Genomic DNA, 26,447 nt, shown 5'->3' on the forward strand with positions numbered 1-26,447 from the left:
TCCCCTTTGGGGGATTAGGGGGGTGAACTCGAAACCAAAAAAACCAAAAGATATGTCAACCGAGAAATTAAAACTAAAAGAGAAAATCGGCTACGGCCTCGGCGATGCGGCCTCGTCGATGTTTTGGAAGCTGTTTTCGATGTACCTGCTGTTTTTCTATACCGATGTGTTTGGTATTTCGGCAGCAGCCGTGGGCAGCATGTTTCTGTTTACGCGCATTTGGGATGCGGCCAACGACCCGGTGATGGGCATCATTGCCGACCGTACCCACTCGCGGTGGGGCAAGTTTCGTCCCTATTTGTTGCTGATGGCCATTCCGTTTGGGCTCATTGGCTTTTTGACGTTTACCACGCCGTCGTTTGGGCCGTCGGGTAAACTCATTTATGCTTATGTCACTTACACGCTGATGATGATGATTTACACCGCCGTGAACGTGCCCTATGCATCGCTCATGGGGGTGATGACTTCCAATTTTAAGGAGCGTACCACCTTGGCGTCGTTCCGTTTTGTGTTTGCCTTTGCGGGAAGTATTTTGGTGCTGGCACTGGCCGAGCCGTTGGTGGGTGTGTTTAGTCAAACCACTTCGGGCATCGTGAACCCGCAGAAAGGTTGGGAGCTGACCACAGCACTTTTTGCCGTGATTGCGGCCACCCTGTTTATCCTCACTTTTATGTGGACGCGTGAGCGGGTGTCGCCGCCCAAGGGGCAAAAGACATCGCTCAAGAAAGATTTGGCCGACCTGGCAGTCAACAAGCCTTGGTTCATCCTGTTGGGAGCCGGGGTGTCGTCGCTCATCTTTAACTCGATTCGTGACGGAGCTGCCATTTATTACTTTAAGTATTACATTCAAACGCAGAGCGCCTTTGTGTTGCCATTTACCTCAATTACCATCGGGTTCAGTACCCTTTATCTGGTGTTGGGGCAGGCTGCCAACATTGTGGGCGTGGTGCTGGCCAAACCGGTTTCCGATAGAGTGGGTAAGAAAAACACCTTCCTGGGCGCCATGTTGGTGGCCACCGTGTTGAGCGTGATGTTTTTTTGGATGGGCAGCAACGACCTGACGATGATTTTTGTGCTTCAATTCTTCATTAGCATCTGTGCCGGTATCATCTTCCCGTTGTTGTGGTCGATGTACGCCGATATTGCCGACTATTCGGAGTGGAAGACCGGGCGTCGAGCCACGGGACTCATCTTTTCGTCGTCGTCGATGTCGCAAAAAATGGGATGGACGCTGGGAGGTGCCCTTACCGGGTGGTTGTTGGCCATTTACGGATTTAAGGCTAACGCCGTTCAGAGCGAGACCGCTTTGTCGGGCATTCGCATGATGTTGAGTATCTTCCCTGCTGTTGGAGCCTTGTTGTCGGCGGCATTTGTCTTCACCTATCGCTTGTCTGATCAATACATGGAACAAATCACCAACGAGCTCAATGAACGCCGTAAGGCCGAGGGAAGCGATGAGGTAAAAGCTTTGTAATTTTTCTTCATTTCTACACGATAAGTGTCTTGATACTTGATACAATGTCGTTAAGTTAAGAGAAGAAGATGCAAGACTATGAGACAGATGATAAGATAAGGAAAGATATTTAGATCTGTTTTCTTCGTCTTCACAGTCTAATCTATCTGATGTCTAAAATTCTTCTTGTCTTTTATTCGATTGTCACTAACTAAACGACATTGATACTTGATACTTAAATCTTGATACTGTAAAAACAATACATATGAGAATCATCACTCTTTTTTTAGTGGCTTTGATGGTCATCTCCTGTCAGCAGGTGCCCATGGAGAGGCCTTTTGTGAAGGTGCAGGGGCACCAATTCACCATTAACGGCAAACCGCATTATTTCGTGGGCGCCAACTATTGGTACGGTGCCATTTTAGGATCGACCGGTCGGGGTGGCAATCGCGATCGCCTGATCAAGGAACTGGATATGATGAAGAACCATGGCATTACCAACCTGCGTGTGTTGGTCGGTGCCGAGGGGCCTGACAATCAGCCTTACCGGGTGACACCAGCCCTGCAAATTGCCCCCGGCGTGTACAATGACACCATTTTGGATGGCCTCGACTTTTTTATGAACGAGTTGAGCAAGCGCCAGATGCATGCCATCTTGTTTTTGCACAACACTTGGGAGTGGAGTGGTGGTTACTCGCAGTACGTCAACTGGAATGGCGGCGGTGACATTCCTTATCCGCAGATTGCGCCCAACACCTGGCCGCAGTTCATGGCTTATGCCTCGCAGTTCCTCACTTGCGACGCTTGTAAGGAGCAGTTCAATAACCATGTGCGTTTCATTCTGGGGCGTACCAATGCTTACTCTGGCGTGAAATACACCGACGATCCCACGGTGATGACCTGGGAGGTGGCCAATGAGCCTCGTGCCCTGAGTGAGGACAAAAAAGAGGATTTGGCCAAATGGATTGCCGAAACTGCCGCCCTCATCAAGTCGTTGGCTCCTCATCAGCTGGTGACCACTGGCACCGAGGGTAGCCATGGCTGCGAAACGGACATTGACCTGTTTAAGCGCATCCATGCCGATAAAAACATCGACTATCTCACCTTCCATATCTGGCCTAAAAACTGGGGCTGGCTCAAGGTGGACAGCATTCCCCAGATGGTTGATACGGCCATTGTGCTCACCAATGCGTACATTGACCGTCACCTGGCCGTGGCTCGCGAACTGAATAAGCCGGCCGTGTTTGAAGAGTTTGGTTTGCCCCGCGATTCATATCGTTTCGACCTGGAGGATGCCACCACGGCGCGTGATAAATATTTTCAGAATGCCTTTAACCTGGTAGAAGACCACGCCAAGCGTGGCGACGTGCTGGCGGGCAGTAACTTTTGGGCGTTTGCCGGTATTGGACGTGCCGCCGGTGACGAAAACCCCTTCTGGAGCGATGGCGACGACCTGATGGGCGATCCCCCGCAGGAGGAGCAAGGCCTCTACTCGGTGTTCGACACCGATTCATCCATGGGACTTGTGAAGGCGCATGCCGAGCGCATGAAACAAATCATGAAGTAATTGCGATGCATCTCCTGCGTTGATTGGAGATGATGGATTGTAGGTTTTGAATTTTTTGTGTTGGCGGGTGCTCGTGAGGGTGCCCGCTTTTTTATTTGTGGAGGGAGTGTGGAGGGGGGTTTAGGGTATTGAGTGCGATATTTAACAAACGATTGAGGGGTTAGACGTTAACTTTGTGTAGAATAAAAATAGAAAAAGTGATGAATTCGATAGGGCTAAAATCGGATCTTCACAGTTTGATCGACAAGGTGGAGGATGTTGCAATTCTAAATGCAATCAGAATAATTTTATGCAAAGAGGTCAAAGGCGAATTTTGGGACGGATTGCCATTGCGTGTTTGGAATCTGTGAAAAGTGTATGGAGCAAGTTAATCGCGTTGAGCTAAGATCTCATTAAGACATGATGAAAAAATATGAGAAATGACTTTAGTTGCAAGTGTCATTTTGTTGTTATTTGGCTGTGAGTTGAATCGTTAAATTTAAAGCGTTTGCAACTAATAGTAGGTTCGAAATTTTTACATCTTCTCCATTTTCAATCCGTGAAATGTATGGGCGCTTTTTTCCAACCGCCTGAGCTAATTGTTCCTGACTTATATTTAATTCTTTTCGTCTGTCTCGAATAATCTCTCCGAAATAGTAAGAATAAGCTTCTTCTCGGAACTTCTCTCTACTTTCCGAACCTTCTTTGCCATAGCGTTCTGCTAATAAGTCCTTTGCTTTTATTGTTTTCATATCTCCTTGTTTTTTAGGTATTCCTCTAAAATTTTCTCTGCTTCCTTCATGGCTTTATGATAGTCTTTATTCGACTTTTTTATAAAACCATTTAAACAAACAGCCTTTGTACATTCAGCAAAATTCAAGTGGTCAATTGCAAATATTATAACTCGATATTCGTTTCCAGCTTTAATCCTTAATTCATAAAATGTTGAATGAATCAGCTTTTTAATGAAATTCGTATGGACAATTTTTTGTTCTCCAATGATTTCAATGAGTTGAAAGAATTTATCAGAGACTCTTTTTTCTTGACTATCTATGAAATCCAAGCATTTCTCAGTAATGACAATTTCCCTCATGAAACAAAGGTAATGAATTCGTTACCTAAATCAAGCGTTTTGCTCTTTGTTTTTGCTTGTGTTATTTTCTATCTATGTGAAGCACAGTAGTTATGGTTGTTATTATTCTATTAAAGATAACCCCCGACAAGTTTCCGAAAACCTGTCGGGGGTTCATTGTTTTAGTCGTTTCTTATCTCTCAGGGCGTTTTGCTTTTATCGGATTGTCAAGGGAATCTCTTTCAATGCTTCGGTGCTTGAGCTGCCACCGGTTTGCACCACGTATTTGCCGGGCAACATGCGCATGGTTTGTGAGGCGTCGTCCCACCATTGCAACTCCTTTTCGCCCAGGTCGAAGGTGACGGTGACGGTTTGGCCGGCCGGGATGTGCACGCGTTCAAAGGCGCGCAGGGTTCGCACGGGGCCTTCGGTGTCGTCGGGCTTGGAGAGGTAGAGTTGCACCACCTCGTGGCCATCGCGGGTGCCCGTGTTGGTGACCGCCACCGACAGGGTGACGCACTGATTGCGGTTGATGCGTTTGTGGCTCAGTGTAGGGCGCCCATAGTGAAATGTGGTGTAGCTGAGTCCATGTCCAAAGGGGAACAGCGGCTTTTGTTGCATGAAGCGATAAGTGCGTCCCTGCATGTGGTAATCTTCAAAATCGGGCAGCTGGGTGGTGTCGCGATAAAAAGTGACGGGCAAACGGCCGGCCGGGTTGATGTGTCCAAAGAGCGTTTCGCCCACGGCCGTTCCTCCCGCTTGTCCCGGGTACCAGGCTTGCAGGATGGCCTCGCAGGCTTCCACTTCGGGAGCCAGCCCCATGGGAGAGCCTGAGCAGTTGACCATTACCACCTTTTTACCCGCACGACGAAGCGCCGCGATGAGCTCTCGCTGCACCGCCGGCAGCTCTATGTCGGTGCGATCGCCTCCTTTAAAGCCGGGGAGACTCACGCCCATCTCCTCGCCTTCGAGGGAGGGGGAGATGCCACCCACGAACACCACGATGTCGGCATCGCGCACCCGCTCAATAGAGGCGGCCATGTCGATGGGCTCCTTAAAGCCCAAATCGAAATTGAGCTGGGCATCGCCCATGGTGTAGTCGAAGTCGAGTTGCAGTTCGTACGTTTCGCCGGCTGAGACGGGCATCTTGTAGTTGCCTTTGCGGCTGCCGTGGTTGCTGCGAAACGATTTTACCTCGTTGCCATTGACCCAAAGCTTGATTTGTCCGCAATAAAACAGGTCGAAAATCACTTCGCCTGACTGTTGTGGGGTAAACGAGGCACTGTAACTGGCGGCAAACCCGGTGAGGTTGACGCCCGGGGCAAACACCGTTGCCCCCGAAGTGCAAAACCGGAAGGGCGATGCTACCTCTGCCTGGGCAACCGGCGAGAGGGTGCGGTCGGGGCTGTTCCAATATCGGGCGGCGAAGCCCTGACGGCCGTTGTGGGTGCAGTGGTTAAAGGCGCTTTGCATGAGGGTGCGTTCCACCAGGTCGCAACCGGGCTCATAAATGAGGCTATCGTCGTTGCCCATCATGGCGCGGATGCCTTGCAGGATAGTGACGGTGTGCGGCGGCGTGCCGTTGTAGTTGCCCCATTGCATCACCGAGTCGTTGGCGTTGGGTCCCATCACGGCGATGGTGAGTCCGCCGGTTTTCAACGGCAAAAAGTTATTGCGGTTGTGCAACAGGGTCATCGACTGGCGTGCCATCATCAGCGCAATGGAATCGTGTTGAGCCGAAGCCACCACCCGGTAGGGGATGGCCGACCACGACACGTCGCTGAGGTTGTCCATCTCACCCAGGTCGAAGCGGGCTTTGAGCAATCGCACGACCGATCGGTCAATCTCTTTTTCGTCGATGAGACCTCGGTTCACACTCTCCTTTAGTGCGCGATAGCTCGATCCGCAGTCCAGGTCGGTGCCCATGAGCACCGCGTCGGCCGAAGCCGAGGCCGCATCGGGATGGGTGGCGTGGGCGTTGGGTTTGTAGAAGTCGGCAATGGCACCGCAGTCGGCCACCACAATGCCATCGAAGCCCCATTGCTGGCGCAGGATGCGGGTGAGCAGTTTGTTCGATCCGCAGCAGGGCGCCCCTTCAAAGCGGTTGTAGGCGCACATCACCTCACGCACTTTGGCATCTTTCACCAGGGCTTCGAAGGCGGGCAGATAGGTCTCGTGCAGGTCGCGGGCAGGGAGCGACGCCACGTCGAAGGAGTGGCGGTTCCACTCGGGGCCCGAGTGCACGGCAAAATGCTTGGCGCAGGCATGCAGCTTGTTGTATTTGGCGGTGTCGGGCCCTTGCAGTGCCTTTACCACGGCCACGCCCATCGCCGAGGCCAGCCAGGGGTCTTCGCCATAGGTCTCTATGCCGCGTCCCCAGCGGGGGTCACGAAAAATGTTGACCGTGGGCGTCCACATGGTGAGGCCCTGATAGCGCAGTCGGCTTCCTTCTTCAATAAAGCGGGTGTTTTTGGCTCGAGCCTCGTCGGACACAGCTTCGAAGACCCGGCTCACCGCCCCGGTGTTGAACGAGGCAGCCATGCCAATGGGCTGGGGGAACACTGTGGCCACCCCGGCGCGCGCTACCCCGTGCAAGGCTTCGTTCCACCAGTTGTAGGCTTGGATGCCCAGCCGTTCCACCGGGCGCGAGGCGTCCATCATCAGCAGGGTTTTTTCTTCGAGGGTGAGACGACCTGTCAGGTCGGTGGCGCGTTCTGTGCTGCTGAGCGTCTTGTCCTGCCAGGGTTGCACCGTTTGGGCGCCAGCCACCATGGCCACGAAGACCAGGGGGAGCGTGAGGAATTTGGATGTCATGTGGTTATAAATTAGCCCCCTTATTCCCCAAAGGGGGACATCAGGATTTGTTTCGTCATATTTGCTGCCGACACTTATATGCTTTCGCTTTTGTACTTTAGTATGCTTGTCCTCTCGTACTCTCGCACTCTTGTACTTTTGCACTCTCGCACTTCTGCACTCTTGCACATAGCCGTTCATCACTCTTTCTCACAAATCTACAAGATGCCCGGGTGCCAGGGGTGCAGATATTGGGCGATTAGGTGGTGAATCTGGTCGGATGGAGGAGCAGGTGTGGAAAATTTGTGCGGGTTTGATGTGAGAATGATGTTGAGTTGGTTTGACGGGTTTCAACGGGATATTGATCCGACGCACCATCGGAGCATAGTCCGACGCACCATCGGAGCCTAATCCGATGCACTATCGGAGCATAGTCCGATGCATCGTCGGAGCCTCATCCGATACATCATCGGACGATGCTCCGATGAGCATACTCCTGTAATGGCCGGGGTTTGATGATGCAGATGTTATGACTGATCAGCCTTGTTATGTCAATGCATGATGTTACATCAATCATACCCATGTCTTTCATGGGTAGGCCATGCGAAGATGTCAATGAGCGCCTCAGCCTGTGTTTCTTACTCAGCATTTGCATCTTGACTGATCATTCGATGGTGAGAAGCATAAAAAAACCACCCCCGCAATGCGAAGGTGGATGGTGTCATCAATGTATAGCATCAATCCCCTTATTTTATAAACTTCATCGTTTGGGTTTGGCCATCAGCCAGGGTTGCTTCAATGATATAGGTGCCCTTGGGCCATTGACCAATGGCGATGTCGGAGGGCTGGTTGTAGCGCGCCAAAGGGGTGCCGTTGAGACTGCATATTTGTGCCCGTGTCCATTCACAGTTGGGGTTGAGGATGAGTGTGTCGCCGTTGACCCATGCCATGGGTTGTGGCAAGGAGTGGGAGGGAGTGATGTGGCTGGCTTCCGGCAGCACAAATTCAAGGTAATTGATATTGGCCGAGCCAGACTTGAAGGCCAGTCGAAACGTGTTCCATCCTTCTTGCAGGGCGATGGCGCCCATCTCGGTGGTTTGCCAGGTTTGCCATCCGCCGGTAGGCGCGAGCGCTTTGGCCAGTAGTTCGGTGTTGTTTTGAGTGTTGATGCCCACCGTGGCCGTTTGTTCCGACGCGTGACGGATGCGGATGGTGTATTGCCCGGCCTTGGCTGCTTTGACCGAGTATTGTAGCCATTCCCCGGCATTGGTCCACCCCAGGTTGTAGCCATTCGATTTATCATCGGTCACCCCTTCGGTTTTGTTAAAGTCCACCGCATCGTTGCGCCCCGTCCATCCGGCATTGTAGGCACCGGCATCCATGGCGGTGCGCTCGATTACCTGGTCGCTGTTGTTTTCATAAAAGGCATAGCCCTGACGTCCCAGATCATAGTGAGTGGTGTGCACCACGCCCGGAACGATGTTGGTGGGATAGGGGCGCGTGAGGGTGCCGTCGGGCTGTTGGTCGATGAGGGCAAACAGCACATCGTGGTTGATTTTGCAGTTGGCCATCTTCACGGTTTCGAGAAACTCGTTAAAGATGGCTCGGTTGCCCGCTTTGTCGTTGGCGTCGAGCCCGGTGCCGTGGTTGATGAAGTCGCTGATTTTGCCGAAGGCATCACCCGTTTGGATGCTGGTGAAGCCGCTGATGTTGTCAATTTTCTTGTGCGCCCACCAAGCCCAGCCAATGTTTCGGCTCTCGGCCAGCTTCACGGTTTGGTAAAACCATTCGTTGGCGTTTTCGCCCGTCTCGCCCAGCCACAGGGGCACGTTGTGTTTGGTGCGGAGGTCTTCGCCCGCAAAACCGTCATGTTTCGCCCAGTATTTATGGCAACTGAAGGCCACGTTGTCGTCCCAGTCGGCGCCCCATAACTCGGGGGCAATGGTGGCGAAGTCGTTGGCAAAGCCGTTTCCTTCAAGGTAAATGATGCTGTGGCGGTCGTGCAGGCGAATGACCTTCGTGCAGCGTTTGTACAGGTCAAGCAGGTTCAGATTGTCGCCCGTGTAGTAGTTGGTTTCGTTCAGTAGGTCATATCCGCCCATCCACTCTTTGTCGCCAAAGCGACGGGCGAGTTCCTGCCACAACAACACGGTCTTGTCCTGATATTGACGGGCGGTGCCATCGCTGTTGCCGTCCCACAATCCGGGCGACCGGCTGTCGGAAATGGCGTGGTCGTTGCCCTGGCCGCCGGGCGCTGCATGCAAATCCAGCACCAGGTACATCTCGTTGGCCGCGCACCATTGCCGCAGTTGTTCGGTCATCTCAAACCCTTTTTCAACGAAGGTGTTGTCATCGGCATCCGTGCCGATGAACAGGTTGTAGTGCATTGGCAGGCGGATGGCGTTGAAGCCCCATTTCTTGAGTGAGTCCACATCATCTTTGGTGATGTAGTTGGCCATGTATCCATCGACGAAGGCTTGCAAGTCGGCCGGTTCCAGCGCCAGACTCATACGCCCCACAATGTCCTGCATGATGCCGGCTTTGGCATAGTCGGTCACCTTCCACATGTAGGGCTCCCACACCATATAGTTGCCCAGTCCGATGGCGCGCATCACAAAATTGTTGCCTTGGGCGTCGGTGATTTGGTTGCCGGTTCGTTTCAGATAGTTTTGTGGTGATGTCAGCGGCACCGGAACGCCTTTCCAACTGTTCACCACGTCGTGGGTGACTTGTGTCGATGCCGTGCTTACGGCAAAGGCGTCGGCGGCCGATTGCTCGTAATCCCACGCTGCCCCGCACAGGTATTTATAATAGTAAGTCTGGTCGGGCGTGAGGTCGAGCGTCACCGCAAAGGTTCCCTCGCCAGTTTTTGGCATCTTCACGCAACGCCCTTTGGGGACTTCCCAATTGCCCAGTTCATCCATGTCGGTGGCGTTGTCGTTGTCGCCTCCGGCCAGATACACCTCTTGTGTCGATGCCGGCACCGTCACGTTAAAGGTCACTGTGGTCACTTTGGGGGGGATGGCTGTCCAGTCTGTTACGGTGTTGATGCGGTGGTTGTCGCCTGTTTCATCCTGTGTGCCGGTGGTGAAGGGGGTGCTGGCGTTGGGCGATTGTTCGTACTTCCAGTTGGGGCCGCACAAAAACATGTATTGGTAGGCGGTGTTGGGTTGTAGTTCCACAGTGAGCGTCCATCGGGTGGCGTTGGTGGCATTCATGGGCAAGGCTCTGTTTTCGTTGGCGCCCCAGTTGCCCAGTGCATCGGTGCTGCCAATGAGGTACACCTTTTGCGTGCCATTGGGCACGGTCACATCGAACCTCACTTTTACCGCATGCGCCAGTGTGGCCATGGCTGCTGTCAGCAGGGTTGCAAGGCATCTTTTGTAGAAGTTTTTCATTTTCATTGTTTTGATTTTATGAGGGTTTGATGATGAATGCGAAGTTACTGTCTCGTCAGGTTCATGCCTTGTTTGGCACCTCATCTAAAACTCATCTGCCTCCTCATTCAAATCCCATCCTATTGATCTTTTGATGCCGGGGCGGTATTTGTTGTATGTTTCAATGACTTTTTTTGGATGCTTTATGTTTGGCTCCTTTCAACGCATTGTTTCTTTCAAATCCATGGCGTCATCGTGTCGTTGCAATCAAAAACTCCGTGTATCTTCGTTGACACAAACCACCAGTTATGATATTAATTGCCGATAGCGGTTCCACCACCACCGATTGGTGCCTGATGGATGCCACGCAACGTCTCTATTTTCAAACGCGGGGCATCAATCCTTTTATGGAATCGCCTGTTGACATCTTGCAAATGATTCAGTCTGAATTGTTGCCTCACTTGCATTTTCCACCCGCCAACGTGTTTTTTTATGGTGCCGGATGTGTGCATCGCGGCCGCGACAATGTGCGTGACGCCCTCGTGCAGGCCTTCCCCGATGTGCCTGTTGAGATTGAAAGTGATTTGTTGGCGGCTGCCCGTGCCCTGTGCGGGCATCAGCCCGGCATTGCCTGCATTGTGGGTACCGGCTCTAACTCGTGCTATTACGACGGGCTGGCCATTGTCGACAATGTTTCGCCCCTGGGGTATGTGCTGGGCGATGAGGGAAGTGGCGCCGTTATTGGTCGTTTGTTTGTGGGGGCACTCTTAAAGAATCAGTTCTCCGATGATCTTAAAAGTCGTTTCTTTGCCGAGTATGAGCTAACGGTTCCCGACATCATCGAGCGGGTTTATCGCCAGCCTTACCCCAATCGGTTTCTGGCTTCCTTCATGCCATTTGTGCATCGTCACTTGCATTTCGATGGCGTTCGGGCATTGGTGATGGATGAATTCGGACGTTTTATCCGGCGCAATGTAATGCAGTATCCTCAGGCTGCTTCGCTCCCCATTCACATGACAGGGAGTGTGGCCTGGCATTTCGCGACATTGATGACCGAGGTTCTTGAGCAAAGCCGGCTCCGGGTGGGAACCATTTGTGCCTCGCCATTGGAACGGTTGGTCGTTTATCATCAAAGCCGTTTGATATGAATTCTTTGCCACCCACCGAAGAGTCGTCGGAGTATGCCCATTTGGATTTGCTCTCCATCGCCGAGATCATGGATATTATCAATGCTGAAGATGCGCGTGTACATGCTGCTGTGAGGCGCGCTTTTCCCCAAATTGAGACTCTGATTGCCTTGGTGGTTCGGCGTTTGAAGGCCGGCAGTCGACTTTTTTATATCGGTGCCGGAACCAGTGGTCGCCTTGGGGTGCTCGATGCCAGTGAATTGCCTCCCACCTTTGGGGTGCCCGATGGTTTAGTGACGGGCGTGATTGCCGGTGGTGACGTCGCTCTGCGCGGGGCTGTGGAGGGGGCTGAAGATGACTTGCAGGCCGGCTGGCGAACCCTGATGGCCTTAGGTGCTCAATCGGGTGATGTGGTCGTTGGTATTGCTGCATCAGGAACCACGCCTTATGTGATGGGGGCGTTGAGCGATGCTCGTCGGCATGGTTTGCTGACCGGTGCGATCACTGCCAATCCTCATTCTCCGCTCACGCAATTGGTTGATGCGCCTGTGGTTGTTGAAACGGGGCCGGAGGTCATTGCCGGAAGCACCCGCCTGAAGGCCGGTACAGCACAAAAGATGGTGTTGAACATGTTGTCGACCACAGCAATGATTCAATTGGGACGCGTGAGGGGCAACGCGATGGTGAACATGCAGCTCAAAAATCAAAAACTTATTGGACGTGCCATCCGATTATTGATGTTCGAACTGGGATTGGATGCGGGGGAGGCCACCCGATTGTTGGGCGAGCACGGCTCGGTGCAGCGTATTTTAGAGATCTATGGCACAAAAAAAACCGGCCACAAGGACCGGTCATAAGTATCAGCTGTTTTGGGAGAGGCGTTGCAGGGCATCTTCGATGACTTGCAGGTTGTTACCCGCAGCCACAATGCGTCCTTCTCCGTCAATGAGGTACTTGCTGTTTTCCTTGACGTTCCACGTCGCAGCAAGCGGCGATTCGCTTCCCCTGGCATCGAACACATGGTACGAATAATTCAGGTTGTCGTTGCTTATCGCAGTGATCAAAGGCGTTTTGAATCGGTCGAGCGAGATGCTCACAATCACAAAACCTTCGCCTTTGAGGAAGTTGTTTTGGCCGTACGACTCGAGGAGTGCGGCCTTGGTGTGGTTCTCGATTCGGTCGTTGGCATTAAATGAAGCCCAAAAATCGACCAGAATCATTTTCCCCCGCAGATGGCTCATGGTGAGCTTTTCCCCGTTTAGCAGGGTGGTCTCGATGTTGGGGGCTTGGTTTCCCGGCTCTGTGCCGATAGCAGGTGTCATGGCTTTGTCAGCCCACGACAGCAGTGCTAAACCAATCACAATCAGGGATAATGCAAGTTTGATTTTTCGCATGCATGTTGTTTAGGTGAAACTTATGGCAGCAAAATTCTAAATTTATTTTGCTGCTCTTTCATTTTTTAGATGAAAGGAATCAATCCGTTGATGAACGGAAAAATTCAGACCGCAAATATATGCTCTAAAGCACAAAAAAACGTCTAATAAATTTGCCGAAAAGTTAATTTAAGTGTTAAATTAATAGCAAAAAATAGTAAGTATCAGATAATCAACGTTTATTAAATAGTGTTTTTAACGTTGCTTCAATGGGGCTTTTAGATGGCTGAAGGGTGTCGGAAGCTTATTGGAGCTGGGTTTTTAACGAAGTGTTAAAAGATATTGCGGATGTGCTTGTTTTGCGCAAAAGTGAGTTTTGTATGAATCAATGAATTTTACTTTCGCTTCAAGGGATTTCTTTTTAATGACGTATGGACTTTTTGCCTTTGTCGATCATTGTTTTGAAGCATAATTGTTATTTTTATTTCCTGTGGGTGGTGTTTTGTTTTTAGAACAAAATGCAATCCTGGCTGTTTTTAGTCTTAGCTTGTTTGGATGCATTTAAAGTATGTATATATTTGCATATATTGACGTATTTTTTGGAACTGATTTTTAATTGGTGTCCGTTTAAAAACTGAAACATATAGATGATAATGATATGAGACGAATGATGCGTTTATCGATTGCAATGGTTCTGTGGGGATTGACGCTAATGGCTTCAGCACAGATTGTTCAGCCTGTTAAGTGGGCTTTTTCCTTAAAGTCCATCGATGCTCAGCATGTGGAGGTGGTTGCAATGGCTACAATGGATAAAGGATGGCATGTGTATGGGATGCATTTGCCAGATGGTGGACCTGTGCCCACGCGATTGGTCGTGGAGGTATCTGACGAAATTGAATTGGTTGGTTCTGTGACCGATAGGCCTGCTGCTGTGGAGGTGTTTGATAAGACCTTTGATATGAAGGTGAGTTATTATAAGGGAACGGTGTGGTTGACTCAAAAAATAAAGCTGGCTAAGTCTCAGCCGATGGTGATTCGAGGAGAAGTTGAGTTTATGGCCTGCAACGATGAGCAATGTCTGCCGCCTGATGTGTTGCCTTTTTCGCTAAACTTTTCTCCTCAGGTGGCTGTTGTCACCGAAAAATCACAGTCAGCACCCTCTCTTGAGGTCGTTGTGCCTATTGCTGTGGAGAGTGTTTCCGATTCTGTTGTTGGCGATAGTGCCGTGCAGCCTGCCGAGGCAGTTGCGTCAATGGTTGAGTCCGGCAGTGAGCCCTCTACCGATGAAGGGCATAGCCATTGGGCAATTTTTTGGCTGGCGTTTGCCGGTGGCCTGGCCGCCTTGTTAACGCCATGTGTTTTTCCCATGATTCCCATGACGGTGAGCTTTTTTACTAAGCATAGCAAGACGCGTGCTTCCGGGTTGCGCAATGCCTCGTTTTATGCCCTGTCAATTATTGTGATATACGTCATTTTGGGGACAGTGGTGACCGGTATCTTTGGAGCTGATTCACTCAATGAATTATCGACAGCGGCGTGGTTTAATGGTTTGTTTGGGGTTTTGCTCATCGTTTTTGCCATCTCGTTTTTTGGCGCCTTTGAATTGGTGTTGCCCTCCAAGTGGGTCAATGCAGCTGATCGTGGTGCCGATAAGGGCGGATTGATTGGGAGTTTTTTTATGGCAACGACCCTGGCTTTGGTTTCATTTTCGTGTACCGGCCCCATTGTGGGAGGATTGATTGTGCAGGCCGCGCGTGAAGGGGGCATGGCACCCGTGGTGGGCATGTTAGGATTTTCGTCGGCCATTGCTTTGCCTTTTGCTTTCTTTGCAGCTTTCCCAGGTTATTTGAATTCGTTGCCAAAGTCGGGTGGTTGGCTCAATTCGGTAAAGGTCGTGCTTGGCTTTATCGAACTGGCGTTTGCCTTTAAATTCTTGTCGATGGCCGATATGATTCTGAAATTGGGCTGGTTGCCGCGTGAATTATTTCTGGCTGTTTGGATTGTAATTTTTGGTGCACTGGGCTTTTATTTACTTGGTAAAATTCGTCTTCCACACGATTCCCCGATGGAGCGAGTTCCTGTGTCCCGGTTTATGCTTTCGATGGTGGTATTCTCGTTCACTATTTATATGATTCCCGGATTATGGGGTGCCCCCGTGAAACTGATTAGTGGTTTTCCCCCTCCGGGACGATATGCTGAATCGCCTTTTGGAGTAGGAAAGGAGATGCCGTCAGGAGGAGGGGCTGTTTCCTCAGGTCATATCCCCGAAGGGATGCACCATGGCCCTCAGGGAATATTAATGTTTGATGATTATGAAAAAGCATTGGTGCATGCCCGAAAGGAGAATAAACCATTGTTGCTCGATTTTACGGGTGATGGATGCGTCAATTGCCGCAAAATGGAGGATAATGTGTGGTCCGATCCGGTTGTTAAGCAGATGCTCGAAAACGATTTTGTGGTGGTTTCACTTGTGGTTGATGATCGTGAGGTGTTGCCTGAATCAGAACAATATGTCTCTCAAACCGGTAAGCGTATCCGAACCAAAGGCCATAAATGGAGCGATTTTCAAATGACTCGTTTTCATAGGAACAGCCAGCCTCACTATGTGATTTTAAATCTCGATGAGCAACCAATCGGCTCCGATAAAGCTTATGATTTAGATGTAGATGCCTATGTGTTATGGCTTAAGAATGCTGTTGATGTGTTTCATCGATGATATTTAAAGCTTAAGTTTTTAAAGTTTTTGTGATGACGACTGAGTGAATGAGATAAAAAAAACTGGAAATTGATGTTTTAATTCGCGAAATTAGTTCAGTCATTTGGGAATCACCTTTGCGTTGTTTGATGCGTGAGTGCCAAAAAAGCTTGTTATTGTTGACGTTCTTTCGTGTTTTTCTGCGATTGGGTGTTTCCTTTCTGGTTTTTTAATATTCATTTTAATCTTAATATCATGCTTAGTTCAATTCTTAAAGGCGGTGGATCCGAGTTGTTGTCACAGCTTACCAATGGTTTTAATTTGAATGCCGATCAAGGGGGCAAAGTGCTCGATGTGGCCGCTGATAGTTTGCAGAGTGGGGTAATGGGTGAGCTTAAGTCCGGCAATCTCAGTGCAGTTTTGTCGCTCTTTAATGGCGACAATTCAAGTGCATCAGGCGGATTGGCCGATAAATTAACATCTTCGTTGTCCGGTAGTTTGCTCGAAAAAGTGGGTTTGAAAAATGAAACAGCACTTAAAGTTGCTCAGTTTATTATTCCTTATGTGTTGAAGCAGATTAATTCAAAGAAACCTTCAGGTGGTTTTAGTGCTGATAATCTTACCGGTTTACTAACCGGATCTGTGGGAGATCAGTTGAAAGATAAGGCGTCTGATTTACTCAAGGGCGGGTTGGGTGGTTTGTTTAAGTGAGCGACCGATTAATTATGACAAATATGGTAAATCCTTCATGTTGACGAGTTTTCCTATTTAACGAGTTTGAATCTTAATTCACAATTCAATGTCGTTAAGTTAAGAGATGAAGACGCAAGACTATGAGACAGATGATGAGATTAAGAAAGATAATTAGATCTGTCTTCTTCGTCTTCACAGTCTAATCTATCTGCGGTCTAAAGTTCTTCTTGTCTTTTATTTGATTGTCACTAACTAAACGACATTGATTCAAAATTTTAAATCACTAATCACTAATTAATTCTTTATTGTCATGGCTAATATTTCAGAAATTGAGGGCATTGGTCCGGCTTATGCCGAAAAATTAGAAAAAGCGGACATTAAAACGGTTGAATCGCTTTTGAAACACGGAGCCACCAAAAATGGCCGTCAGACCATCGCCGAGGCCTCCGGGATTGATGAAGGCAAAATTTTAGATTGGGTCAATATGGCCGATTTGTTTAGGATTAAAGGCGTGGCAGGTCAGTTTGCCGAATTGCTTAAAGCAGCCGGTGTTGATACCATCAAAGAGTTGCGTCATCGTAATGCCGAAAACCTGCATGCCAAATTGGCAGAAGTGAACGAGGCTAAAAAGTTGACGCGCGTGGTGCCCGGTATTGAGCGTGTGGCTGAATTTATTGAGGAGGCCAAAAGCCTCGAACCGATGGTAACCTACTGATTTTTTTTGAAGACAATAAGGCCCGGTTGTTTCAGCCGGGCTTTTTTGCAAAAAAGACCCAACGGCTGTCAGGTCTTTTCATCATTGATTAACTGCCTAAAAGGAAAGGACAATTGTAGATTTCATTGCAAATCTAAATTTATTTTCACAAAAACTAACATTTAGGCATAGAACTTTGCATATATTTTCAATTTTTATGGGTGTCAGGTGTTTCAATTGAGACGTTCAGCCACGATTTCTACTTGCTTAACCTCTTTTTTGAGATAATCAATGAGGGTCATGTATTTTTGAGTGACACGTTCGACCTCCATTTTTTGTTGAGCCAACACATCAGAACTTCCTTTGATGGATTCGACCACAGCGTATATTTTTTGCGCCTGACGTTTGGTTTCGTCCGACATTTTGACAATTTCACCCGAGATGACCCGAAAGCCCGATCCCTGCATTCCCGCCGAATGTGCTTCGATGGAGGCGTTGATGCCCATGATTCGGATTCGATCGCTCATTTCGCGTATGAAATGGACGATGGTGTCGGTTTCGCTAATTTTCATGTTCGAATCGTGTACGCGATCAATGAAGTGTTGCACAAACCGCAATAGGTCTTGTTGTTGCGAGGCCAGCTCGTTGATTCGGATGGACAGAGCATTCACGCATTTTACCAAGGCATCGCCGGCTTCTTTGCGTTTATTGATGTCGGTGTCGATGGTGGCCAGATGAATGACTTCACCGTTTTCGTCCAGGATAGGTGTCAGCGATGTGTGGGTCCAGATTTCTTTGCCTGAAGGCATGACGTTGATGGCCTCGTAAAATACGGGTTGTTTGGTGCGGATGCATCGCTCGAGCCGCTCTTTGATGGCAGGGTTAAAACTTGTTTTGAGTATGTTGTTGCCACGGATTCTGATAAATTCTTCAAAGGTGTATTCGTACATGCGGGTGAAACCATCGTTGAACCATTCGATGTTCCCTTCCCGATCCATAATCATGATGGCATTGTCGGTTTGTTGCGCCACAATGGACAGACGTTCGAGTTCATCTTGTGAATAACGGCTGTTGCTGTTTTTTTGGGTCAGTTGTTCTTCTAATAATTCAATCTGTTGTTGAAGTAAGACAGCTTTTGCATTGGTTTCTTTACATTTCTTCTTCGCGTAATAATAAAGAATAGGGGAGGAGGTGAGGATGCCGCTGAGAAATAAAATGATGCCCATGGTGTGTTATTTGGTTTCAATATGAAACGCAAAGTTATGAAATGATTTTAAAATGATATTGCATTGGTGTCGTTCTTTAGGGGTATTTTTGTTTGATTGGTGTGGGAGGGCTGTTTTTTTTAAGGGGTAAGTTGTGTAAAAGGTGTGTAATTAGGTGGTTTTTCTTTATTGTGTTTGTGATTTGGTGGGATTTTGGATTTTATTGAGGGGTATTGTGTGTTTTTGTGAATTATGGCTTTATGTAAATAAATAGCCCCCATGCATCCAAAGATGCATGGGGGCTAATGTGTCGTTAAAAACGTTCTTAGGCTTTTCCTCCTCCGTCGATGGTTTTAATGGTTCCGTCGGCATTGTATTCCAGTTCCACAACTTTGATGCTGCGCAACCAGGTTTTTCCGCCCGAGGGGACGCTGTCGTGGTGAAACAAATACCATTTGCCTTTGAATTCAGCAATTGAATGGTGTGTGGTCCAGCCGACAACAGGCGTTAAGATGACGCCTTTATACGTGAATGGGCCATAGGGATTGTCGCCGACGGCATAACACAATTTGTGCGTGTTTCCGGTCGAGTATGAGAAGTAGTATTTACCCTGATATTTGTGCATCCAGGGGCCTTCGAAATATCGACGGTCGTGGTCGCCGGCCTTCAGTGGTTGACCGTTTTCATCAAGAATCACCACATCGCGTGGTTCTTCGGCATATTCAAGCATGTTGTCCGACAGTTTGGCCACTTTGGCGCAAAGAGCCGAATCGTTATCGGCGGGTTCGTGCGGGTTTTCGATGGCCTTGTTGTTGCGGTAGCGCTGCAATTGACCGCCCCAAAGTCCGCCAAAGTACATGTAATATTTTCCGTCGTTGTCTTCCAATACGGCTGGGTCGATGCTGTGGCTTCCTTTGATGGGATCGCTTTGCGGAATAAATGGTCCTTCGGGGCGATCGCTCACGGCCACTCCAATGCGGAAGATGTCGTTTTGGTCTTTCAGCGGAAAGTAGAGGTAATATTTACCATCTTTTTGAGCTGCATCGGGAGCCCAAAGCTGACGGCCTGCCCAAGGAATGTTTTTTACATCCAGCGCAACACCGTGGTCGGTGACCTCGCCATTGATGTCATCCATCGAAAAGACATGGTAATCGCGCATGTCGAAGTGGTCGCCGTTGTCGTTTTCGGGAATGCCCGATTCAATGTCGTGTGACGGATAGATGTACAGTTTGCCGTTGAACACGTGTGCCGATGGGTCGGCAGTGTATAAATGGTTAACCAGGTAACGTGGTGTCTTCATTGTTTTTTGTGTTTTATTATAATGATGTTTGTTATTTATTTTTCGGTTGAGGCTGCTTTTTTAGCCTCCTCAATGATGGCAGCCACAATGGGCTTGGGTTCATAGTTGCGATCAAAAATCAATGGATAATCGGTTCGACCACGCATGGGCCAGTCGTTTTTCCACGATTGACCATCGTGTACCCCCCACAGGGTAACCCTGTTAATTTTATCGTGGTGCTTGATAAATAGCTTGAAGAAATCCAGATAGCGTTGGTGCAATGCCGAGCTGATCGAGTCGGGCAGACCTTCGGTGTAGGGATTCATCTCTTTTTGATAGTCGTAGTTGAGAGCCACATCGGCACCCACATCTCTGCGGGGCGAAGGCAAAATAGAGACATCGAGCTCGGTGATCATCACTTTGACACCCAGGTTGGCAAAGGCCACCAGGCTTTTTTCAAATTCGCTCACCTCAGGGAATTGCATGCTCATGTGTCCTTGCATTCCAATGCCATGAATTTTAACGCCCTGTTGTTGTAACGATTTCACCATGTTGATCACGCCCTGGCGTCTGCCTTCATGAGCCATGCTGTAGTCGTTGTAGTAGAGTTCGGCATCGGGGTCGGCTTCGTGAGCAAATTCAAAGGCCAAGCGCACAAAATCTTCGCCCACGATTTTGTAGAACTTGCTTTGACGCCACGATCCGTCATCTTCAATGGCTTCGTTCACCACGTCCCAACCTTTCACGCGTCCTTTGTAACGGGTTACCACGGTGTGGATGTGCGTTCTCATTCGTTCAATGAGCGTGTCGCGCGAAACTTCGTTGCCTTGTGCGTCGGTGAAGAACCATTTGGGTGCTTGCGAATGCCAAATCAGCGTGTGACCAATGATGTGCATGTTGTTCTGCATCCCGAATTCAATCATTTTATCTGCCAACGTGAAGTCAAATTTCCCTTGCTCGGGCTGCAATTCTTCACTTTTCATGCAGTTCTCGGCCACAATGGCGTTGAAATGCTGTGTGATGACGCCAATGGCGGCTGTGTCAGTACCCTCAATTTGCGGGGCATTCATGGCGGTGCCAATGAAAAATTTACCCGCAAGAGCGTCTTTGAGTGATTCCGATGTTTGTTGTTTTGGGGTGCAAGCCGTAATGGCAAGCGCACAGGCCATACTGGCGATCATGAATGGTATTTTCATAATGGTCATATTTTTAATGGACTTTTTAATTTATTCGGTGTGTGATGCTGAGGCGCGACGTGCTTTCAATTCTTTTTCAATTTCAACCTCTTTGGTCTTGTTGATTTCATAAAAGAAGAGACATCCAACTGCAATGAAGAATGTAATGGTTGGGAAGATACTCATGGTGAGTAAGATGCCGTGAGTGGTTTCTGCCGATTGGCTGGATAAATTGGCATCATAACCATAGGAACTGAGGATGCCTGCGACCAACGCGCCGCCGATGGCCAAACCAGCTTTTAAGCCGAAAATCATGGCTGAGAAAATGATGGCGGTGGCTCGACGGTTGTTTTTCCACTCTGAATAGTCTGCCACATCGGCAATCATTGCCCAAAGAAGCGGAATGGTCAAGCCATAAAAGAAACCGTGAATAATTTGTGTCAGAAATACCAACCCGATGGACGAAGGTGAAATGAAGAAAAACATAAATTGAGCGATGGCCGAAATGGTTAAGGCTACCCCAAATAAATCTCTTTTCCCGTATTTGTCGGCAATGGGTTTTGAGAGTGCGATGGCAATAATCATCAGGATGATGCCGCTGGCGTTAAAGAGGCTGAATGCCGATGTGGGAGCATCTTCGGGCCAGTGAAAGCCTACCAGACCAATGCCGGTGAGGAAACTGTTAAGCCCATTGATAAAGCCATTAAAACCAATCGAGTTCAGGAAGTTGGCAGTGTCTTGTTCGTTTAGGTAGTTCTTGAAGTAGTACACATAAGCGCCACCTTTTAATGAAAGGGTGATGAAAATGAATACTGTAATAACCAACATGGCAATCCAAGGCTTATTTTTAAACAGGTCAGTAAAGTCTTGTTTAATGCTGGTTTTTTGTTCCTGCGAAGGGACAATTCGTTCTTTGGTGGTTAAAAATGTGATGATGAAAAAGATAACCCCAATGGCGGCAAAGACACCCATCACGGTTTCAAAACCTGCCGCCTGGTCGCCTTTGCCCACGATGAGTACCAGCGGGAGCAGGATCACCTGAATGATAAACTGAGCTGTGGTAACCGCAATGAATCGGTATGAGGAGATGCTGTTTCGCTGAGCCATGTCGCCGGTCATCACGCCGCTTAATGCCGAGTAGGGAAGGTTGTTGGCCGAATAAACCAGTACCAATAAAACATAGGTAATCATGGCATAAGCCACTTTACCACCCGGTCCAAAATTGGGCGTGCTGAATGCCAACAGTGCCATGATTCCAAATGGAATTGAAGTCCAAAGAATCCAGGGCCGGAATTTCCCCCAACGAGTGCTGGTGCGGTCGGCAATGATGCCCATTACCGGGTTAAAGAAGGCGCCGATCATACCGCCAATAAAGATGATGGCCGATGCCGTATTGGGTTCAATTTTATAAACATCGGTGTAGAAAAATGCCAAGAAGGTCATTAATGTCTGAAAAATCAGGTTGGCGGCCAAGTCGCCCAAACTGTACCCGATTTTTTCAATCACGGAGATTTTGTGAGTGGATGTGTTCATGAGTTGTTTTTAAATAATGTTTGAATATGTGTGTTGGATTGATGGATTCCCTTTTCATTGGGTTTCTATCATTCAAAAATACGATTTGTAAACAGGTGTTAATTTCAATGGCGTATCATATCCTTGTTATTAGGTAACAACGAGACGTTTTGTAGGTGTCAATTATGAAACATTTTCTTGCAATTGGGTAACATGAGAGGGCTTAAGTGTCATTAAGACAGGTATTAAGCGTGAATCTCTTTTTTTGTATTCCATAGATTTTTATGAAGCCATTTCTGCAGTTTGTTTTTGTGAATTGGTCAAGCGTCTGTTTTTTTACCCTTGGGGGTTTGTAGCGTTAAAATGTTGTAAACTTTTCATTGTCGATGACAACGACAGGTGTCTCGCTATACATTTGCAGCGGAAAAACATTATGAATGTAAAATTTCACGAACTGTTTATTGTGATGTTCTGATCTGATGTTTTTGATGACGACAAGTCATTGATTAACTCCAGCCTGGCATCTTCGATGAATTAATGTGAGTGAGAAGTGAGGTCATTTTTAATTTTGTAAATTTTTTAATTATGAAGAATGGTTTGTTTTTGATTCCATGTTTGTTATTGGCGATTGCCTGTCAGCCTAAAGCCGACCGAGGAAACGCTACCACCACTGAAGTTCATGCATCTGCTCATACAGAGCATCTTGAGCATCCAGACAGTGCCATGGCTGAGTTGAAAGCCGGTAATGTTCGCTATGTCAGTGGTCAGTCCGTTGCGTTTAATGCATTGGCAGGAGAACGTTCAGCCACTGCCGCCAAGCAGCACCCTTTTGCCATTGTGGTTTGTTGCTCCGATTCTCGCGTGCCGCCCGAAGAGGTATTTGATCAGGGTATTGGGCGTCTTTTTGTGATACGCACCGCCGGCAGTGTGCTCGACCAGGCTGCGATGGGAAGTATTGAATATGCAGCTGAGCATCTTGGCGTTAAGCTGGTGGTGGTTTTGGGTCATGAGCGATGCGGTGCCGTCACAGCAGCTGTTGAAGGCGGAGAGGCGCCCGGTGCTGTTGGGTACATTGTTGAACAGATTCGTCCTGCGGTTGAATCGGCTAAGACTAAAGAAGGCGATTTACTGATGAATGCCATTCATGATAATATGGCATTGGTTCAGAGTCAAATATCGTCTTCGGAACCCATTCTTAAGCACTTGGTTGATAAGGGTGAGCTTAAGGTCGTGGGTGCCTATTATGATTTAGACGAAGGAACTGTTGTTTTTTAATGTTGTGCTAATGATCATTCAATGAGTTTCATGTGTGTTTTTTGAATCGTCATTAAGTATGCTGTAAATACTTTTGTCCGAAAAAATACTTTGGGAATTCATTTGAATGTTTATATCTTTGTGTAAAGAGTCCTGCAGGTCGGGATTCTTTATTTTTTTATATCAATTGAGGTTTTTGTTGATTATAACACACAGAATGCAATTGTCATATTTACATTGTATAAGAGGCGAACTCTTGAGCCGGTGCGTGGCTGTTTCTGTGGTGTTGCAACCTCAGCAACCACACCGTCTCCGGTGACGCTATCAAGCAAAAGATTTTAAATTCACAATCATTTTGCAACCCTCAGGACTTCGCGGTTCGGAGGGTTGTTTTTAAATATTTGTCTTAATACATTTAGCTCCGGGAGGATCATATTATGTCAAAAATTAATTACATTACCGAAGAGGGTTTAAAAAAGCTGAAGGAGGAATTGGTTCATCTTGAGAGTGTTGAGCGTCCAAGTATCTCGCGTCAAATTGCCGAAGCACGTGACAAAGGTGATTTGTCGGAAAATGCCGAGTACGATGCCGCCAAAGAGGCGCAAGGAATGCTCGAGATGCGGATTGCCAAGCTTAAAGACGTGGTTGCCAATAGTCGCATTATTGATGAATCTCGCATTGATACATCTAAGGTGCAGATATTGAATAAGGTGACCATTCGAAATACCAAAAATAATGCGAAGATGACCTATACCCTGGTGTCGGAAAGCGAGGCCGATTTAAAAACCGGTAAACTCTCTATCTCGACGCCTATTGCGAAAGGTTTGTTGGGGAAAAAAGTGGGCGATGTGGTTGAAATTCAGGTGCCTTCGGGGCTCATGACTTTCGAAATTGTTGATATCGCGTTATAATCTCTTACTGTTTAAATTTTGTATTCGTTATGGCAACCATTTTTTCTAAAATTGTCAAGGGAGAAATCCCTTCTTACAAAATTGCAGAGGATGAGCGATACTATGCTTTTTTAGACATCAATCCGTTGGGCGAAGGCCATACCCTGGTGATTCCCAAGCAGGAGATTGATTATTTGTTTGATTTGGATGATGATCTTTTGGCCGCCATGATGGTGTTTGCCAAAAAGGTTGCTGTGGCTCTCAAAAAAGCCATCCCCTGCGAGCGGGTTGGTGTTGCCGTATTGGGCATGGAAGTTCCTCATGCACACATTCATTTGCTTCCTTTGCAACATGAGAAGGATTTGAATTTTTCAAACCCCAAAAAGAAGTATTCATCTGAGGAGTTTCAGGCCATTGCCCAAAAAATCACTCAGCAGTTTTAGTTTCAGTTGCTTGTTGTTCGACCGGGAGGATATTTCGTTGGAATTTATGCCGGGGTCAACCGATGCAGATTGGTGATTAGAACGATTTTATATGAACTTTTTGAATACCCGAAACAGTTTGGTTTCGGGTATTTTCGTTCTGGGCGCCATTGAAGGTGTCGAACATCTTGTTTTTTTGAAGTTTGTGATTCGGTTTGTTGTGCAAATAAATAAATTCTTTCCGTTGAGGGATATTCATATTTTCTTATTTTTGCCAAACTGAATTATAGTTTATTAATGGATACGACAGTTAAAATCAAATCGGCACTGATTTCCGTCTATCATAAAGACGGATTGGATGAAATCATCAAAACCCTCCACAGTCAGGGGGTCACTTTTTATTCTACCGGCGGGACGCAAGCTTTCATTGAAGAGTTGGGTCTTCCCTGTATCGCGGTGGAAGACATCACGGGGTATCCTTCCATATTGGGTGGCCGCGTGAAGACATTACACCCCAAAGTGTTTGGTGGTATTTTAGCTCGTCGTGACAATAGTGGAGACAAAGAGCAGCTTCACAAATATGAGATTCCGGAGATTGATCTGGTTATTGTTGATCTTTATCCTTTTGAAGCCACTGTTGCCAGTGGTGCTTCGCAGGAAGACATCATCGAAAAAATTGATATTGGTGGCATTTCCCTCATTCGCGGGGCTGCTAAAAATTATAAAGATGTGATTATTGTTCCTTCAAAAGGTCAATATGGTGACTTGCTTCGCTTGTTGAACGAAAAGAAGGGTTCTTCAGATATCAATGATCGTCGTTACTTTGCTTCGGCTGCTTTTGCGGTGTCGTCGCATTACGATTCGGCCATTTTTAATTACTTCAATGGCGGCAAGCCCGGTGTTGAGCGCGTGAGCCTCAATGATGGTCAGGTGCTTCGTTACGGCGAAAACCCACACCAATCGGCTACTTTTTACAAATTCAATAATATTCAGCAAGGATCTTCCCTGGCGCAGGCTAAAATTCTGCAGGGTAAAGAGCTGTCGTACAATAATCTTTTGGATGCAGATGCGGCTTGGAAAGCTGCGAGTGATGCATACCATGCCGTGACGCATTTGTCAAATAAAGTGGCGGTGTCGGTGGTAAAACACTTAAACCCTTGTGGGTTGGCTGTGACTGATAGTGTGATGCGTTCGTTGGAATTGGCATGGGCAGGTGATCCGATTAGTGCTTATGGCGGCATTATTTGCTTTACGCACAAGGTGACTGCTGAGGTGGCCGTGTGGTTCAGCAACCGTTTTGTAGAAATCATCATTGCCCCTGAGTTTACCGAGGAAGCGCTTGCCATTTTGGGTAAGAAGAAAAACCTTCGTTTGCTTGAGGTGCCAGTGAAGAATAGTGTGACGGGTGAGAAATTGTACCGTTCCATTAGTGGTGGCATTCTGGTGCAGGATGAAGATGAGGAACCTGATACCGAATTCAAAACCGTAACCAAGTGTCAGTTTGCCCAAAACAAAATGAACCTGGCCAAGTTTGGGATTACTGCCTGTAAGCATCTGAAAAGTAATGCCATTGCTATTGTTACCGAAAATAGTGACGGTTCATTTTGGCTTACAGGAGCCGGCATGGGGCAGCCCAATCGTTTGGACAGCCTCCGCCATTTGACCATGCCTCGTTTCGACATGAAAGAGGGTGTGAAAATTGAAGAGTCGGTGCTGATCTCCGATGCCTTCTTCCCCTTCCGCGATAGCATTGAGGCGGCCAACGAATATGGTGTAAAATACATCGTTGAGCCCGGAGGCAGCATTCGGGACGAGGAGGTGATTGAGGCCTGTAACGAGTTTGGCATGGCCATGATTTTCACCGGAAAAAGACATTTCAAACATTAA

Annotated in this window: 20 protein-coding genes; 11 read left to right on the forward strand and 9 right to left on the reverse strand. The window is 48.0% G+C overall.

Annotation, left to right across the window (positions count from 1 at the left end; all coding sequences use genetic code 11):
- The first annotated feature begins 52 nt into the window (after positions 1-52).
- Together LX69_RS08125 and LX69_RS08130 are read left to right on the forward strand one after the other, a co-directional pair.
- Positions 53-1,474 carry an MFS transporter gene (locus LX69_RS08125; protein ID WP_111445333.1) on the forward strand — a complete coding sequence of 474 codons (1,422 nt, stop codon included), beginning with the start codon at positions 53-55 and terminating at the stop codon, positions 1,472-1,474.
- 244 nt (positions 1,475-1,718) lie between these two features.
- Positions 1,719-3,020 (forward strand): glycoside hydrolase 5 family protein, encoded by a 1,302-nt coding sequence (locus LX69_RS08130; protein ID WP_111445334.1) that lies wholly within the window; start codon positions 1,719-1,721, stop codon positions 3,018-3,020.
- Between the two features lie 449 nt (positions 3,021-3,469).
- On the opposite strand, the gene LX69_RS08135 is transcribed toward LX69_RS08130, so the two are convergent.
- The 4 genes from LX69_RS08135 to LX69_RS08150 form a co-directional block, all read right to left on the reverse strand.
- Complete coding sequence (locus LX69_RS08135; RefSeq protein ID WP_111445335.1) at positions 3,470-3,751, reverse strand: helix-turn-helix domain-containing protein; 282 nt, start codon at positions 3,749-3,751, stop codon at positions 3,470-3,472.
- The gene (locus tag LX69_RS08140) at positions 3,748-4,092 is read right to left on the reverse strand and encodes a type II toxin-antitoxin system RelE/ParE family toxin (protein WP_111445336.1); all 345 of its coding nucleotides are present in this window, start codon (positions 4,090-4,092) and stop codon (positions 3,748-3,750) included. Before LX69_RS08140 ends, LX69_RS08135 begins: the two co-directional genes overlap by 4 nt.
- 195 nt (positions 4,093-4,287) lie before the next feature.
- Entirely contained in the window at positions 4,288-6,885 is a 2,598-nt protein-coding gene (gene xyl3A, locus LX69_RS08145; RefSeq protein ID WP_111445337.1) for a xylan 1,4-beta-xylosidase, read from the reverse strand.
- Between the two features lie 725 nt (positions 6,886-7,610).
- A complete protein-coding gene (locus LX69_RS08150; RefSeq protein ID WP_170124301.1) occupies positions 7,611-10,262 on the reverse strand; it encodes a cellulase family glycosylhydrolase in 2,652 nt (883 codons plus the stop codon).
- Positions 10,263-10,549: 287 nt separating this feature from the next.
- Between LX69_RS08150 and LX69_RS08155 the strand changes: the two genes are divergently transcribed.
- Complete coding sequence (locus tag LX69_RS08155; RefSeq protein WP_111445339.1) at positions 10,550-11,389, forward strand: BadF/BadG/BcrA/BcrD ATPase family protein; 840 nt, start codon at positions 10,550-10,552, stop codon at positions 11,387-11,389.
- The gene (locus tag LX69_RS08160) at positions 11,386-12,225 is read left to right on the forward strand and encodes an N-acetylmuramic acid 6-phosphate etherase (protein WP_111445340.1); all 840 of its coding nucleotides are present in this window, start codon (positions 11,386-11,388) and stop codon (positions 12,223-12,225) included. The genes LX69_RS08155 and LX69_RS08160 overlap by 4 nt, the downstream gene beginning before the upstream one ends.
- A 3-nt stretch (positions 12,226-12,228) precedes the next feature.
- Here LX69_RS08160 and LX69_RS08165 read toward each other — a convergent pair whose 3' ends face one another.
- Complete coding sequence (locus LX69_RS08165; protein ID WP_111445341.1) at positions 12,229-12,762, reverse strand: TlpA family protein disulfide reductase; 534 nt, start codon at positions 12,760-12,762, stop codon at positions 12,229-12,231.
- Between the two features lie 646 nt (positions 12,763-13,408).
- Between LX69_RS08165 and LX69_RS08170 the strand changes: the two genes are divergently transcribed.
- From LX69_RS08170 to LX69_RS08180, 3 genes are all read left to right on the forward strand, one after another.
- Entirely contained in the window at positions 13,409-15,457 is a 2,049-nt protein-coding gene (locus tag LX69_RS08170) for a protein-disulfide reductase DsbD family protein (protein WP_111445342.1), read from the forward strand.
- Between the two features lie 234 nt (positions 15,458-15,691).
- The gene (locus LX69_RS08175; protein ID WP_146260685.1) at positions 15,692-16,147 is read left to right on the forward strand and encodes a hypothetical protein; all 456 of its coding nucleotides are present in this window, start codon (positions 15,692-15,694) and stop codon (positions 16,145-16,147) included.
- Between the two features lie 292 nt (positions 16,148-16,439).
- Positions 16,440-16,844, forward strand: coding sequence for a DUF4332 domain-containing protein (locus LX69_RS08180; protein WP_111445344.1), 405 nt, complete (start codon positions 16,440-16,442; stop codon positions 16,842-16,844).
- A gap of 212 nt (positions 16,845-17,056) precedes the next feature.
- On the opposite strand, the gene LX69_RS08185 is transcribed toward LX69_RS08180, so the two are convergent.
- The 4 genes from LX69_RS08185 to LX69_RS08200 all read right to left on the reverse strand — a co-directional run bounded on the left by LX69_RS08185 (position 17,057) and on the right by LX69_RS08200 (position 22,015).
- Positions 17,057-18,049, reverse strand: a complete 993-nt coding sequence (locus LX69_RS08185; RefSeq protein WP_111445345.1) for a methyl-accepting chemotaxis protein — start codon at positions 18,047-18,049, stop codon at positions 17,057-17,059.
- Positions 18,050-18,353: 304 nt separating this feature from the next.
- Positions 18,354-19,328, reverse strand: a complete 975-nt coding sequence (locus tag LX69_RS08190; protein WP_111445346.1) for a glycoside hydrolase family 43 protein — start codon at positions 19,326-19,328, stop codon at positions 18,354-18,356.
- A 35-nt stretch (positions 19,329-19,363) separates the two neighbouring features.
- Complete coding sequence (locus tag LX69_RS08195; protein WP_111445453.1) at positions 19,364-20,503, reverse strand: endo-1,4-beta-xylanase; 1,140 nt, start codon at positions 20,501-20,503, stop codon at positions 19,364-19,366.
- A gap of 30 nt (positions 20,504-20,533) precedes the next feature.
- Positions 20,534-22,015 carry an MFS transporter gene (locus tag LX69_RS08200; protein WP_111445347.1) on the reverse strand — a complete coding sequence of 494 codons (1,482 nt, stop codon included), beginning with the start codon at positions 22,013-22,015 and terminating at the stop codon, positions 20,534-20,536.
- A 564-nt stretch (positions 22,016-22,579) separates the two neighbouring features.
- On the opposite strand from LX69_RS08200, the gene LX69_RS08205 reads away from it, so the two are divergent.
- The 4 genes from LX69_RS08205 (at position 22,580) to purH (ending at position 26,447) form a co-directional block, all read left to right on the forward strand.
- Positions 22,580-23,269, forward strand: a complete 690-nt coding sequence (locus tag LX69_RS08205) for a carbonic anhydrase (RefSeq protein ID WP_111445348.1) — start codon at positions 22,580-22,582, stop codon at positions 23,267-23,269.
- A gap of 416 nt (positions 23,270-23,685) precedes the next feature.
- Positions 23,686-24,159, forward strand: a complete 474-nt coding sequence (gene greA, locus LX69_RS08210) for a transcription elongation factor GreA (RefSeq protein WP_111445349.1) — start codon at positions 23,686-23,688, stop codon at positions 24,157-24,159.
- Between the two features lie 29 nt (positions 24,160-24,188).
- The gene (locus tag LX69_RS08215) at positions 24,189-24,581 is read left to right on the forward strand and encodes an HIT family protein (RefSeq protein WP_111445350.1); all 393 of its coding nucleotides are present in this window, start codon (positions 24,189-24,191) and stop codon (positions 24,579-24,581) included.
- A 276-nt stretch (positions 24,582-24,857) separates the two neighbouring features.
- Entirely contained in the window at positions 24,858-26,447 is a 1,590-nt protein-coding gene (purH, locus tag LX69_RS08220) for a bifunctional phosphoribosylaminoimidazolecarboxamide formyltransferase/IMP cyclohydrolase (RefSeq protein WP_111445352.1), read from the forward strand.

The sequence above is a fragment of the Breznakibacter xylanolyticus genome (assembly GCF_003254275.1).
GTDB lineage: Bacteria > Bacteroidota > Bacteroidia > Bacteroidales > Marinilabiliaceae > Breznakibacter > Breznakibacter xylanolyticus.